Here is a 12,533-nt window from a genome sequence, read left to right on the forward strand (position 1 = left end):
ACCGAGCTGAATGTCGCATTTCGGGCGCAGCGACAATGTCCGGTTCTGGCGCTGACCTGTCTTTGGCGGCGAGCGGCTGGCCAGAACGCGACTGAGGCGCCCTTAAGTGGTCGGCTAAGTGGTCGCCGGAAGATCTGTGCGCCTTTATCAGTGAACAGATGAGCCAGGCTTAAGTGGTCCCGACAGACTTGCGGCTCACATTAATTCTATTATTCTGGAAACATGGAATCAGAAGACGCCCTCACCGCTCTCGCCGCCCTGGGCCAGCCCACGCGGCTGGAGGCGTTCCGTCTGCTGGTGGCGCATGAGCCCGAGGGGTTGGCGGCGGGGGATCTGGCCCAGGCGCTGGCAGTCCCGGCCAACACCCTGTCGGCCCATCTGAACGTATTGTCCCACGCCGGTCTGGTGCAGGGCGAGCGGCGCGGCCGCTCCATCGTCTATCGCGTGGCCTTCGAGCGCGTGACAGGGCTCGTGCTCTATCTGCTCAAGGACTGCTGCGGCGGGCGCGCCGACCTTTGCCGGCCGCTCATGGCCGAACTGAACCCATGCGTATCGGACTGATCATGGACGTCGTCATCTATCACAATCCCGCCTGCGGAACCTCGCGCAACACCCTGGCCCTGATCCGCCATCTGGGGATCGAGCCCCATGTGGTGGAGTATCTGAAGACCCCGCCCGCCCGCGCCCTGATCGCCGACATGGTGGCCCGCATGGGGGCGCCCCTGCGCGACGTGCTGCGCCAGAAGGGCACGCCCTGGGCCGAGCTGGGACTGGATGACGAGAGCCTCAGCGACGAGCAGTTGCTGGATGCGGTGGAGGCGCACCCGGTGCTGCTGAACCGGCCCATCGTGGTCACGCCGACGGGCGTCAAGCTGTGCCGCCCGTCCGAGGCGGTGCTGGACCTGCTGCCCGGCGTGACCCTGAAGCCTTTCGTCAAGGAAGACGGCGAGGTCATCATCGACGAGGCCGGAAACCGGGTGCGCTGATGGTCGACACTGTCGTTCAGGATCAGGGCCCGCCGCGCCGCCTGTCGTTCCTCGACCGCTGGCTGACCCTGTGGATCTTCGCCGCCATGCTGGCGGGCGTGGCGCTGGGATCACTGATCCCCGGCCTGCCCGTCTGGCTGGAAAGCCTGTCGGTGGGCACCACCAACATCCCCATCGCCATCGGCCTGATCCTGATGATGTATCCGCCCCTGGCGCGGGTGAAATACGAGGCCCTGCCCCGGGTGTTCGCCGACAAGCGGGTGCTGGCCCTGTCCCTGTTCCAGAACTGGGTGCTGGGGCCGGTGCTGATGTTCGCCCTCGCCGTGATCTTCCTGCGCGATTATCCGGAGTACATGACCGGGGTCATCCTGATCGGCCTGGCTCGGTGCATCGCCATGGTCTTGGTCTGGAACCAGCTGGCGCGCGGCGACAACCAGTATGTGGCCGGGCTGGTGGCGTTCAACTCAGTGTTCCAGATCCTGTTCTTCAGCCTGTACGCTTGGCTGTTCCTGACCGTCCTGCCGCCCCTGTTCGGGCTTGAGGGCAGCGTCATCGACATCAGCATCTGGACCGTCGCCGGCGCCGTGCTGATCTATCTGGGCGTGCCGTTCCTGGGCGGATACCTGACGCGGCGCATGCTTGTCGCCCGCAAGGGAGAGGACTGGTACGAGACCCGCTTCATTCCGCGCATCGGGCCGATCACCCTGATCGCCCTGCTGTTCACCATCCTGGCCATGTTCAGCCTGAAGGGTTCCGACGTGGCGGCCCTGCCGCTGGACGCCCTGCGCATCGCCGTGCCGCTGACCATCTATTTCCTGGTCATGTTCGTGGTGAGTTTCCTGATGGGCAAGCTGATCGAGGCGGACTATCCGCGCACGACCGCCCTGGCCTTCACCGCCGCGTCGAATAATTTCGAGCTGGCCATCGCCGTGGCCATCGCCGCCTTCGGCCTGGCCAGCCCGGTCGCCTTCGCCGCCGTGATCGGCCCGCTGGTGGAGGTGCCCGTGCTGATCCTGCTGGTGTCGGTGGCCCTGTGGATGGGCCGTCGCTGGTTCCCCGACACGGCCCCGCCGAAGGAGGCCCGCTGATGCTGACCGCCGAACCCGTCACCGGGCAGGACGCCGATCTGGTCGCCGCCCTGAGCGCCGAACGCCTGCCCACCGAGGATCTGAACCAGCCGCACCGCCGTTTCCATCGCTTCGTCGATGAGCAGGGCCTGGTGGGATTCGGCGGCCTGGAGGGACATGGGCCTGACCGGCTGATCCGCTCCGTGGTTACGGCGCCCGCCCGCCGGGGTCAGGGTCTGGGCCGGGCCCTTCTGGCGGCTCTGGAGGCCGAGGCCCGTCAGGACGGCGCCGAGCGGCTGCACCTGCTGACCACAACGGCCGCACCCTTCTTCGCCCGCAACGGCTATCAGGCCGCTGACCGGGAGACGGCGCCGGCCGCCATCGCCGCCAGCCGCGAATTCGCCAGCCTGTGTCCCGCCTCGGCCGCCTATCTGACAAAGTCGGTGGCGTCATGACACACACCCGCCTGCGCCCCCTGCCCGATCCGGATCATCTGCCGGCGCTGGACCCGGACTATCTCCACACACGCCCCGCTCTGGGCCTGGGCCCGATGGACCATCCGCCGCGCATCCTGCTGCTGTACGGCTCCCTGCGCGAGCGGTCCTATTCGCGGCTGGCGGCGGAAGAGGCCGCGCGGCTGCTGCAACTGATGGGCTGCGAGACCCGCATCTTCGACCCGTCCGATCTGCCCCTGACCGACCAGATCCCGGGCGACGACCATCCGGCGGTGCACGAACTGCGCGAACACGCCCTGTGGTCCGAGGGCATGGTCTGGTCCAGCCCCGAGCGGCATGGTCAGGTCTCGGGCCTGATGAAGCTGCAGATCGACCACATCCCCCTGAACATGGGCGGGGTGCGCCCGACGCAGGGGCGGACCCTGGCGGTGATGCAGGTGTCCGGCGGCTCGCAGTCCTTCAACGCGGTCAACACCATGCGTCTGCTGGGCCGCTGGATGCGCATGATCACCATCCCCAACCAGTCCAGCGTGGCCAAGGCCTGGCAGGAGTTCGACGAGGCGGGCCGCATGAAGCCCTCGGCCTATTACGATCGGATCGTGGACGTGATGGAGGAGCTGGTGCGCTTCACCGTCCTGACGCGGCCCCACGCGCAAGGGTTGGTGGACCGCTATTCCGAGCGCAAGGCGGCCGGGACGCGGGTGGACGACGCCGCCGTCCTGGCAAAGGGCGCGCTGGGTTAATCCGCCTTGGGCTGAAACCTACCACCCCCAGCCGCGGCGGCCGCCCTGACTCCAGCGCGCGTCACCCACATACCGGTCGTCATAGATGTAGCGGCCGCTCTGGTCGTACCAACCATAGCCCTGATTGTAGCGATCCCAGCCGTCCAGACCCCAGGCGTAGTTCTGATAGGGATCGCCGTACCAGCCGTCGTCCTGGGCCCACCAGTCGCGGGGATAGGGGTCGTACTGGCACTGCCAGGACTGGCCCCGGGCCGGGGTGAAGGCGTAGCGATCCCTGTACCGGGGCTGGAACTGGGGCCGGCAGATGTCGTGACTGGACCAGACCCGGTTGCCGCTCTCCTCGACGGAGGCGCGCTGCTCGGCGAAGACCAGCTGGCGTACCCCGGCGAAGACATTGTCGGTGATCACCGCCCGGCCCGAGGCGGCGGCCACGCCCAGGGTGTCGGCGCGCACGCGGCTGCCGCTCAGCACGAGCTCGCCATTGTAGAGCACAACGCCCTTGTCGGCGCGGCAGATGCGGCTGTCGCGCACCTCCACCGAGGCGCCTTCGATGGCCACCCCTTCCACATAGCCGCAGATGCGCGAGCCCTCGACAATGACCCGGCCGTAGTTGCGGCCCGAGCGGACCATCAGGCCGATGGACCTGGGCCCGAAATTGTTCGGCGACTCGGTGCCCTTCATGCTGACGCGGGTGATCTGCGCCGTCTGGCCCGCACCGGGTATGACCTCCATGCCTGCCTGGGCGTGGGTGATGTCCACTTCATAGGCCGTGACGCCTGCGCCATCGGCGACGATGGCCGGGGCGATGGTGTGAGCCTCGATGACGCTGTTGCGGATGTCCAGCGTCCCGCCATCCGCATGGATGGCCGGCTCGTCCCCGCCGTGTCTGAAGCCGGTGCGGTCGAAGATCAGCTGGGCGCCGTAGCCGACTACGCAGGCGGCTTGCCCGGCGTTGCGGGATTCGAACACGATGTCGCGCACCTCGACTCGCACCCCCGGAGACACCGTCATGCAGGGCAGGCCGTCCGGCGCCTGGATGGTGGCCGGCGGCTGCCGGTCCCAGTCGCGGCGGTCAAACCCGGCGTCGCCCATGATGGTCATGGGCTTGTCGATGTTCAGCCAGCCCACGCAGGCGCCGCCACGCCCCCGGATGAGCAGGGTCCCGCCCGGCGCGACGCGGGCGACCGCATGCTCCAGCCCGCCCGAACCCGGATTGCCGCCGCAGTCGATCATGACGACCTGTTCGCTCGCAACCGGCGGCAGGGGGTAGCCGGGACCGTAGCCGTAGCCGGGCCGGGCCTGCCGATGATCGCGATAGCTCCACCGCCTCTGGGGCCGGGCGCGGGTGCGGGTGGGGGGATCCAGCAGGATGCCGAAATTTGGCCGGGTCTGGCTTTCCACCCTGGCGGCGGTCTGGGCGCTGGCCGGGCTGTCGGCCAGGCCCTCCAGCCCCATCAGGGCCATGCCCGAAACGGCGGCGGCGAGGGTGACGCGGGCGGGGGTGAAGATGGGCTTTTTCATTTCCAGCGCCTCTATCGGCTTTGCGCGCGCGAGACCTGGGCCAGGACGGCCTGCAGGCGGGACGCCGACGGGGTGAAGCCCGACAGCGCGGATTCGATGCGGTAGACCACGGCCTCGGCCTTGTCCTGATCGGCCACCCCGGCCACGCCGAGGGCGAAGTAGCTGGACATGGCGAACTTGGCCTCGGGCGAGCCCTGACGGTCGGCCTGCTGGAACCAGTGGAACGACCGGGCGTAGTCAGCCGGCACCCCGACTCCCTCCGCATACATGACCGCCAGCACCAGCTGGGCCTCGGACGAGCCATTGACCGCCGCCAGCTGGATGGCGCGAAGCCGCTCCTGATAGGACAGCCGCCCTTCCATGGGATGGCCCAGCATGGCCTCCAGCGTTTCAACCTGCCGCCTGGACAGGGCGTTCGGCGCCGCGGCGACGGTGTCGGTCACCCCCAGATAGCGCAGGGCCCGGCCCACATGGACGAAGGGCAGCTCGGTGATCCGCGTCAGGGCGTAGTCATAGGCGTCGCCGCGCGACCGGCTTTCATCCGAATGGGGCACGCCCGAGCGCGGCGCCTCGTTGGGATAGAACTCGTACGGCGGCACCCACTGGCGGGCCTTGGCCTCCACGAAGGCGCCGTAACGCGATCGGGCGGGCGTCGAGGCCTCAAAGTCGCGCAGCAGAACATAGGCGCCCACGTCGCCGGTCTGCACCGCCAGATAGTTGTAGAGATAGGCGTCCACATCATTGCGCGGGAACAGGTTGACCGCCGCGTTCCGGCCCGGGCGGCTCACCCTGCGCGGCCCGACCGCGCCGACGCCATGGCCCCATGCCTCGCGGGCCTGAAGGTTGTCGATGGGCTCGCCGAAGGGGCCGTAGAGCTCGTCGTGAAGCCGGGCCAGGGTGCGGTAACCGTTCGCGTCCTGGGTTGACAGGACATAGATGACCCGGTCGCGCACCTCTTCCTGCTCTTCGCGGGTCATGCGCGACAGTTGGGCGTCCAGGCGCTGATAAGCCACGCGGCGCTCGAAGGCGCGACAGTCGTCATAGCCCGAAAGGGGCCGCCACGAGCCGAGGCCGGCGCGCCGGGCGCTGTTGATGGGGGCGAAGCCCTCGGTGTTGGCCAGGGCCATGGCGTACCAGACCGAGCTTTCGATCGGATCTTCCAGATTGCGGTCGGTGGCGCGCACGGCGGCGTAGCGTCCACCCAGCTCCAACTGGGCGAAGAAGTCGCCCCGGAACGCCAGGCGACGCAACCGGCGTACGCCGGCTTCCTGATCGTTGAACTCGGAGCCGGTGACCGAGGCCGGGCGCGGACAGGCGTTCGAGGCCGGATCGCCGCGCGACCAGAACCGCAGCCCCCGGTCGCCGAATCCGGACAACATGAGGGCGCCCAGGGTGGCCAGAACCACCACCACCGCCGCCGCGATGAACGGCAGCGGCCCTACTCCGCGCGAGCGGGTGAACCGATCGAATCCACGCCGTCTGGACTCAGGGTGGTCGTGATCGTCCATAACGCCCCGCTGGCAAGAGGACCCTGGCGGCCCGCGCATAACCCTGTTCGACCGGGACGATCCGGTCACCTTAACCATCTGTCAAGGTTAACGAGAGGTTAACGCCAGGCTGCGTCAAGCGTTGCCGCAGCGTGGCGGAAATATGCGTTTTCAAGGCGAATCAGAGGCTTGGCTATTCGCGTTCAAGGCGAAGACCGGGGGGCTGTCACAAAGGTTTCTGTGGACCTATATCCCGGGCGCAACAGGAGAGCCCATGGCCTACGCCGCCCGAGACAACCGCCCCGCCGACAAGGCCGCCCGCTACGCCGAGGTCGAAGCCGAAATCCTCGCCGTTCTGGACGGCGAGACCGATCGCACGGCGCGCATGGCCACGGTGGCCTCCATGCTGGCGGACGCCTTCCCGGCGTTTTTCTGGACCGGCTTTTATGTCGTGGACCCGCTCAAGGGAGACGAACTGGTGGTGGGGCCCTACCAGGGCACGTTGGGCTGCCTGCGCATCGCCTTCGGACGCGGCGTGTGCGGAACCGTGGCCGCCGAGCGCCGGACCCGGATCGTCGAGGATGTCCACGCCTTCCCCAGCCACATCGCCTGTGATTCGCGCTCGGCCAGCGAGATCGTGGTCCCGGTTCTCGATCCGTCCGGCGCCCTGATCGCGGTGCTGGACGTGGACGCCACCGAAAAGGCCGCCTTCGACGCCGTGGACGCCGAATGGCTGGAGCGTCTCATGGCGAAGGTGTTCGGCTAGGCCTCCGGGTCTCCGTCCCGGAAGCGCCATTTGCAGACCAGCGCCGTGACCGCCAGGGTCAGGGAGATGCTGTTGGCCGCCACGAGCGGCCAGGCGCCCAACAGGACGCCGTAGATCGTCCAGAGTGAAAAGGCGCCCACCGTCAGGGCATACATCCGCAATGACACCGAGGACGCGTCCCGCTCGCGGATGATCTTGATGATCTGCGGCACGAAGCTGGTGATGGTGCACAGGGCTGCGCCCGTGCCGAGGACGTTGATCAGCAGCGAACTCATTCGGCGGCAATGTCGGGAGCGGCTTCTGTGACCTCGCGCCGTCTGGAACGGTGAACCTCCAGAGCCCGCATCTCGACGTCCCGCAGAATTTCACCCAATTCGGTGTCGGTCAGGTGCTCGATCCCGATGAAGCGATTCCGTGCGGTGCGGGTGGCGTAGACCAGTTCGTCCAGCTTCGCCTGCATGGCGGCGGCGTCGCGATTCTGGGTGTTCTGGATCAGGAACACCATCAGGAAGGTCACGATGGTGGTGCTTGTGTTGATGACCAGCTGCCAGGTCTGGCTGAATCCGAAGATCGGTCCGGTCACCGCCCAGGCGAGGATCAGCAGAAAACACAGCGCGAAGGTCAGGGGCTTGCCCGTCAACCGCGCCGTCGCGTTAGCCAATCGATTGAACAGCTTTTCCACCAGCGCCTAACGGCCACCCTGGCCGCCGGTTCCTACTGCGAGGCGGCGGGTCTCAGCAAGGGCGCGATCGCTTCGTTGTCGTTGACGCTGTCCAGGAAGACCGGGGCCCGGAACGCCCGGCTCTGCTGCTCATAGGCGTAGCCCAGCGACAGGATACGGGCGTCGTCCCATCGGCCCCCGAAGATCGACAGCCCCACCGACAGGCCATGCACGAAACCCATGGGGACAGTGAGATGCGGATAGCCTGCCACGGCGGCCAGGGTGCTGGACGAGCCTAGGAACCGATCGCCCATCACCGGATCCGTCGGCCACGCCGGGCCGCCCGTGGGGGCGACGAGGGCGATCACATCATACTCGGCCAGCAGCCGGTCGATGCCTTCCGGTCCGGCCAGACGCCGGGCCGTGTCGCGGGCCTGGACATACTCGGGGTCGTCCAGTCCGCCCGTGGCTTCGGCGTGGACGAAATACTCCTGCCCGAACAGGGCCAGTTCGCGCGGCGTCGCCTCGTTGAAGGCGATCAGATCGGCCAGGGTGCGGGTGGGAACCTGTGTCGGGTCGGTCGAGGCCAGATAGGCGTTCAGCCCGGCCTTGAGCTCGGTCAGCAGGACGGTGAACTGGGCCTGGCCGATGGGGCCCATCGCCGGCCCTTCGGTGATCTCCACCAGCTCGGCCCCGGCGGCGCGCAGGTCGGCCAGAGCCGCCTCGAACACCGCGTCGGTCCCGTCATGATACCCCGAAGCGAACCGCGCCACGCCGATGCGCGCGCCCGCAAGCGATCCGGCGTCCAGCGCCGCACGATAGTCGGTGCGGCGGGCGTCCGCCTCGGCGGTGGCCGGATCGGCCGGGTCGGTCCCGGCCATGACGCTCAGGATCAGGGCCGCGTCCTCCACCGTGCGGGTGATGGGCCCGGCGGTGTCCTGGCTTTCGCTGATGGGAATGATGTGGGTGCGTGACACCAGACCCACGGTGGGCTTGAAGCCCACCACCCCGTTGGCCGCCGCCGGACAGACGATGGAGCCGTTGGTCTCGGTGCCGATGGCCGCCGGGACCAGCCCCGCCGCCACCGCCGCCGCGCTGCCCGAGGACGAGCCGCAGGGGTTGCGGTCAAGCGCATGAGGATTGCGGGTCTGGCCGCCCACGGCGCTCCAGCCGCTGATGGAGTCAGCGCCACGGAAATTGGCCCATTCGGACAGATTGGCCTTGCCAGCGATCACGGCCCCGGCCTCGCGCAGCCGCGCCACCAGCGGCGCGTCACGCCCGGGCGCATTGTTCACCAGCGCCAGCGATCCGGCGGTGGTGGGCATGTCGGCGGTCTCGATGTTGTCCTTGATCAGGATGGGCATGCCGATGATGGATCGATCCGCCGCCCCGGCGTCCCAGGTCGCCGAATCGGCCGCCGGGCTCCAGGCGATGACGCTGTTCACCGTCGCCCGGTCGCGGGCCTCAAGGGTTGGCTGACCCGAGGTCGCGCAGGCGGCAAGCGTCAGCCCCGCCAGCGCCGCAAGAACGCCCCCCTTACGCATCACTCGCTCCGCTCTCCTATCGTGCGGTCCAGAAAGTCCAGATAGGTGCGCCACTGGTGCAGCTGGCGCGGGTTGCCCCGGATGCCATGGCGCTGGCCAGGATAGAGCATGGTCTCGAAGGGGACGCTCTGTTCCTGCAGCGCGTTCAGCACGCGCGTGGTGTTCTCGAAGATGACGTTGTCGTCGGCCATGCCGTGCAGCAGCAGCAGCCGTCCTGTCAGCTGATCCAGCTTTGTGACGACGTCCGAAGCCGCGTAGCCGTCGGGGTTCCCCTCCGGCGTCGACATGAACCGTTCGGTGTAATGGGTGTCGTACAGGCTCCAGTCCGTCACCGGCGCGCCCGAAATGGCCGAGGCCAGACCCATATCCGGCTCGGTCAGCATGTGCAGGGTCATGAAGCCGCCGTAGCTCCAGCCCATGGCCGAGATGCGTTCCGGATCGATGTAGGGCAGGCTTCGCAGGTAGTTCGCGCCCAGCACCTGGTCCTCGACCTCCACCGTGCCCATGCGCAGGTGAAGCGCCCGCTTGAAGGCGGCGGACCGATAGCCCTCGCCCCGGTTATCCATGCGGAAGACCACATAGCCCGCCTCGTTCAGCAGGCGGGTGGTCATGGGCTGCCAGCCCCGGCGCACGCCGCCGCCCGACGGCCCGCCGTAGACCTGGATCACCGCCGGATAGCGCCGGGACGGATCGAAGTCGTGGGGCGTGGTCATCTGCCAGACCAGCCAGTGGCCGTCGGGCGTGTCCAGATCGCCGTATTCGGGCGTGCGATGGCGCGCCAGATAGGGGTGATAGGGATGGTTTTCGTCCAGCCGGTTCTCCTCGATCCAGCGGATTAAGGTCCCGTCGGCGCTGTACAGTCCGCTGCGCGGCGGGGTCTCGGGGTCGGAATAGTTGCCAACGAAGGCCGTAGCCGGACCGTTCATGGTCACGGACCACCAGCCGCCTGGCGGCGTGACGGCGGTGAAGCGGCCGCCGCCGCCGTTCAGCGGCGCGCGCCAGAGCTGCTGGATCAGGGGGCGTTCGCCCTGCACGTCGCACATGGAGCCGCCGCCCCGGATCGACGGGCAGTAACCGTGCCCGCCGGTGACGCCGGGCGGCCGCTCCGCGTAGCCGAACGAGGCGGTGAAGAAGACCTCGCCGGTCTCTTCGTTGACGCCTTCCAGCGCCTTCACCGCCCAGGGGCCGTAGGTGATCTCACGCGCCAGCGTTCCATCGGCCTCATACAGATACAGGTGCCGCCAGCCCACCTCTTCGCTGGACCAGATGAACCGGCCGTCCTGAAGCGCGCGGAAATCGTGGGTCAGGGCCACCCAAGCGTCGTCAGTCTGGGTCACGATCACGCGGCTCTCGCCCGTAGCGGGATCAACGGCCAGCAGGTCCAGGGTCTTCTGATCCCGCGACTGACGCTGCACATAGAGCGTCCCGCCGTCGGCCGACCAGTTCACGCGGGCCAGATAGATGTCGTCATTGTCGCCCAGATCCACCTCGATCCGCTCACCGGTGGCCACGTCGTGGACGAACAGGTCGACGACGGCGTTGGGCCGTCCGGCGCGAGGGTAGCGTTGCTGAATGGTGGTGGCCCCGCCGCCCTGGATGTCCAGACGGGGAATCACGTCCACTGTGCTTTCGTCCACGCGGGTCAGGGCGATGCGGCTCTCGTCAGGGCTCCACCAGTAGCCGGTGTCCCGGTCCATCTCCTCCTGGGCGATGAATTCGGCCGTGGCCCAGGTGATCAGGCCGTCGCCGTCGGTGGTGATCGCGCGTTCCTCACCGCCGGTCAGCGGCTGGATGTAAAGGTTCTGGTCGCGCACCCACGAGGCCCAGGTTCCCTGTGGCGACACCTTGGCGTCGATCTCGTCGCCCTCGGTCTCGGTCAGGCGACGGACCTCGCCGTTGCGATCGGCCAGGAAGATATCGCCCTCCAGCGGGGCCAGGATGTAGCGGCCCTGCTCGTCCCAGGAATACTCCACCACCCCGCGCTGGCTGATGCGCATGCGTTCGCGCCGTGCGACCTCCGCCTCGGACAACTCGCCGGCGTCCGGAACCAGCGCCCGGGCGTCGATCAGCTTGTAGGGTTCGCCCTCGCCGGTGGGCGCGGCCCACAGGTCCAGGGTGTTCACGTCGTCCTCGCGCGAGCGCAGGAAGGCCACCAGCTCTCCGTCCGGCGACAGGCTGACCCCGCGGGCGACAGGGCCGTTCAGGCTGGGATCGGCGAAGACCCGCTCGGGCGTCAGAACCGGGGCGGCCGCATCGATAGACTGGGCGAAGGCGGGCGGGGCGATAAGCAGGCTCGAGGCCAGAAGCAATGTGCGCATGGCGGCCAAGCTAGCGGCTCAGCGGCCCGTGACAACTGTTTCCGCGCCGACGGCGGAATAAGAACGGGTATCCGTCCCCCGCAGAAAATGTCGCGCCCGCGAACCTTTCGCATCCGTCGCGAAGGGCTTAAGTCCAAGCCTCCCGCAACCGCGTAAAGCCTTCGATGACCGACACCCTCGCCGTCGCCGCAAAGCCCGCCAGGCCCAGCCCGTACCACGAGGCCGAGGTGCTGTGGGTGAAACACTGGACCGACCAGCTGTTCAGCTTCGGCCTGTCGCGCGCCGAGGATTTCCGCTTCCGCTCGGGCGAATTCGTGATGATCGGCCTGCCCACCGAGACGGGCAAGCCGCTGGTGCGCGCCTATTCGGTGGCCAGCCCGTTCTGGGCCGAGGAGCTGGAGTTCTTCTCCATCAAGGTGGCCGACGGCCCCCTCACCTCGCGGCTGCAAAAGATCCAGCCCGGCGATACGGTGCTGGTGGGCAAGAAGCCCACGGGCACCCTGGTGCTGGACGCCCTGACCGGGGGCGAGCGGCTGCACCTGATCGGCACGGGCACGGGCCTGGCGCCCTGGCTGTCCGTGGCCCGCGAGCCCGAGACCTATTCCCGCTTCGGCCGGGTGATCGTGACCCACACGGTGCGCAAGGCCGAGGATCTGGCCTATCGCGAATTCTTCGAGGGCGGCATCCACGAGGACCCGCTGATCGGCGACGAGGCGAAGGCCCAGCTGACCTACTATCCCACCGTGACCCGCGAGCCGTTCCACAACGCGGGCCGGATCACCGACCGCATCCGCTCGGGCGACTATTTCCGCGACCTGGGTCTCGACGAGGGCTTCGCCCCGGCGAAGGACCGGGTCATGCTGTGCGGCTCCATGGCCATGATCAAGGAGACGGCCGAGTTGCTGGAAGGCTACGGCATGAAGGAAGGCTCCAACGCCCAGCCCGGCGATTTCGTGCTGGAACGGGCCTTCGTGGGCTGACCGGG

13 protein-coding genes are annotated in these 12,533 nt (G+C 68.1%); 7 read left to right on the plus strand and 6 right to left on the minus strand.

Features of this window, described 5'->3' with window-relative positions:
- Nucleotides 1–222: 222 nt before the first annotated feature.
- From ACK4FB_RS04460 to arsH, 5 genes are read left to right on the plus strand one after another with little or no spacing between them, the layout of a single operon-like run.
- Nucleotides 223–561, plus strand: a complete 339-nt coding sequence (locus ACK4FB_RS04460; protein ID WP_409748254.1) for an ArsR/SmtB family transcription factor — start codon at nt 223–225, stop codon at nt 559–561.
- Nucleotides 562–563: 2 nt separating this feature from the next.
- Entirely contained in the window at nt 564–986 is a 423-nt protein-coding gene (gene arsC, locus ACK4FB_RS04465; protein ID WP_409748567.1) for an arsenate reductase (glutaredoxin), read from the plus strand.
- Nucleotides 986–2,074, plus strand: coding sequence for an ACR3 family arsenite efflux transporter (gene arsB / locus ACK4FB_RS04470; protein ID WP_409748257.1), 1,089 nt, complete (start codon nt 986–988; stop codon nt 2,072–2,074). Before arsC ends, arsB begins: the two co-directional genes overlap by 1 nt.
- Nucleotides 2,074–2,508, plus strand: a complete 435-nt coding sequence (gene arsN2, locus ACK4FB_RS04475) for an arsenic resistance N-acetyltransferase ArsN2 (RefSeq protein WP_409748260.1) — start codon at nt 2,074–2,076, stop codon at nt 2,506–2,508. The genes arsB and arsN2 overlap by 1 nt, the downstream gene beginning before the upstream one ends.
- Nucleotides 2,505–3,251, plus strand: coding sequence for an arsenical resistance protein ArsH (gene arsH, locus ACK4FB_RS04480; protein ID WP_409748263.1), 747 nt, complete (start codon nt 2,505–2,507; stop codon nt 3,249–3,251). Before arsN2 ends, arsH begins: the two co-directional genes overlap by 4 nt.
- 18 nt (nt 3,252–3,269) lie before the next feature.
- On the opposite strand, the gene ACK4FB_RS04485 is transcribed toward arsH, so the two are convergent.
- Together ACK4FB_RS04485 and ACK4FB_RS04490 are read right to left on the minus strand one after the other, a co-directional pair.
- Nucleotides 3,270–4,772 (minus strand): hypothetical protein, encoded by a 1,503-nt coding sequence (locus ACK4FB_RS04485; RefSeq protein ID WP_409748266.1) that lies wholly within the window; start codon nt 4,770–4,772, stop codon nt 3,270–3,272.
- An 11-nt stretch (nt 4,773–4,783) separates the two neighbouring features.
- Nucleotides 4,784–6,280, minus strand: a complete 1,497-nt coding sequence (locus ACK4FB_RS04490) for a tetratricopeptide repeat protein (protein WP_409748269.1) — start codon at nt 6,278–6,280, stop codon at nt 4,784–4,786.
- Nucleotides 6,281–6,533: 253 nt separating this feature from the next.
- On the opposite strand from ACK4FB_RS04490, the gene ACK4FB_RS04495 reads away from it, so the two are divergent.
- Nucleotides 6,534–7,025, plus strand: coding sequence for a GAF domain-containing protein (locus tag ACK4FB_RS04495; protein ID WP_409748271.1), 492 nt, complete (start codon nt 6,534–6,536; stop codon nt 7,023–7,025).
- On the opposite strand, the gene ACK4FB_RS04500 is transcribed toward ACK4FB_RS04495, so the two are convergent.
- The 4 genes from ACK4FB_RS04500 to ACK4FB_RS04515 are packed head-to-tail and all read right to left on the minus strand — an operon-like array spanning nt 7,022 to nt 11,548.
- Nucleotides 7,022–7,300, minus strand: a complete 279-nt coding sequence (locus ACK4FB_RS04500; protein ID WP_409748273.1) for a SemiSWEET family sugar transporter — start codon at nt 7,298–7,300, stop codon at nt 7,022–7,024. The two genes, ACK4FB_RS04495 and ACK4FB_RS04500, sit on opposite strands and share 4 nt — an antisense overlap.
- Nucleotides 7,297–7,707, minus strand: a complete 411-nt coding sequence (locus tag ACK4FB_RS04505; protein ID WP_409748276.1) for a low affinity iron permease family protein — start codon at nt 7,705–7,707, stop codon at nt 7,297–7,299. Before ACK4FB_RS04505 ends, ACK4FB_RS04500 begins: the two co-directional genes overlap by 4 nt.
- Nucleotides 7,708–7,739: 32 nt before the next feature.
- Nucleotides 7,740–9,230 carry an amidase gene (locus ACK4FB_RS04510; protein ID WP_409748279.1) on the minus strand — a complete coding sequence of 497 codons (1,491 nt, stop codon included), beginning with the start codon at nt 9,228–9,230 and terminating at the stop codon, nt 7,740–7,742.
- Nucleotides 9,230–11,548: a S9 family peptidase gene (locus ACK4FB_RS04515; RefSeq protein WP_409748281.1), complete on the minus strand. Its 2,319-nt coding sequence runs from the start codon at nt 11,546–11,548 to the stop codon at nt 9,230–9,232. The genes ACK4FB_RS04510 and ACK4FB_RS04515 overlap by 1 nt, the downstream gene beginning before the upstream one ends.
- A gap of 164 nt (nt 11,549–11,712) precedes the next feature.
- On the opposite strand from ACK4FB_RS04515, the gene ACK4FB_RS04520 reads away from it, so the two are divergent.
- The gene (locus ACK4FB_RS04520; RefSeq protein WP_409748284.1) at nt 11,713–12,528 is read left to right on the plus strand and encodes a ferredoxin--NADP reductase; all 816 of its coding nucleotides are present in this window, start codon (nt 11,713–11,715) and stop codon (nt 12,526–12,528) included.
- The last annotated feature ends 5 nt before the right edge of the window (nt 12,529–12,533 follow it).

This window comes from Brevundimonas sp. (assembly GCF_046299535.1).
In the GTDB taxonomy this organism is placed as follows: domain Bacteria; phylum Pseudomonadota; class Alphaproteobacteria; order Caulobacterales; family Caulobacteraceae; genus Brevundimonas.

Excerpts from the sequence above, each read along its gene's own strand:
- ACK4FB_RS04460 (WP_409748254.1), top strand. The coding sequence starts at position 223 with ATGGAATCAGAAGACGCCCTCACCGCTCTCGCCGCCCTGGGCCAGCCC.
- arsC (WP_409748567.1), top strand. The coding sequence starts at position 564 with ATGGACGTCGTCATCTATCACAATCCCGCCTGCGGAACCTCGCGCAAC.
- arsB (WP_409748257.1), top strand. The coding sequence starts at position 986 with ATGGTCGACACTGTCGTTCAGGATCAGGGCCCGCCGCGCCGCCTGTCG.
- arsN2 (WP_409748260.1), top strand. The coding sequence starts at position 2,074 with ATGCTGACCGCCGAACCCGTCACCGGGCAGGACGCCGATCTGGTCGCC.
- arsH (WP_409748263.1), top strand. The coding sequence starts at position 2,505 with ATGACACACACCCGCCTGCGCCCCCTGCCCGATCCGGATCATCTGCCG.
- ACK4FB_RS04485 (WP_409748266.1), bottom strand. The coding sequence starts at position 4,772 with ATGAAAAAGCCCATCTTCACCCCCGCCCGCGTCACCCTCGCCGCCGCC.
- ACK4FB_RS04490 (WP_409748269.1), bottom strand. The coding sequence starts at position 6,280 with ATGGACGATCACGACCACCCTGAGTCCAGACGGCGTGGATTCGATCGG.
- ACK4FB_RS04495 (WP_409748271.1), top strand. The coding sequence starts at position 6,534 with ATGGCCTACGCCGCCCGAGACAACCGCCCCGCCGACAAGGCCGCCCGC.
- ACK4FB_RS04500 (WP_409748273.1), bottom strand. The coding sequence starts at position 7,300 with ATGAGTTCGCTGCTGATCAACGTCCTCGGCACGGGCGCAGCCCTGTGC.
- ACK4FB_RS04510 (WP_409748279.1), bottom strand. The coding sequence starts at position 9,230 with ATGCGTAAGGGGGGCGTTCTTGCGGCGCTGGCGGGGCTGACGCTTGCC.
- ACK4FB_RS04515 (WP_409748281.1), bottom strand. The coding sequence starts at position 11,548 with ATGCGCACATTGCTTCTGGCCTCGAGCCTGCTTATCGCCCCGCCCGCC.
- ACK4FB_RS04520 (WP_409748284.1), top strand. The coding sequence starts at position 11,713 with ATGACCGACACCCTCGCCGTCGCCGCAAAGCCCGCCAGGCCCAGCCCG.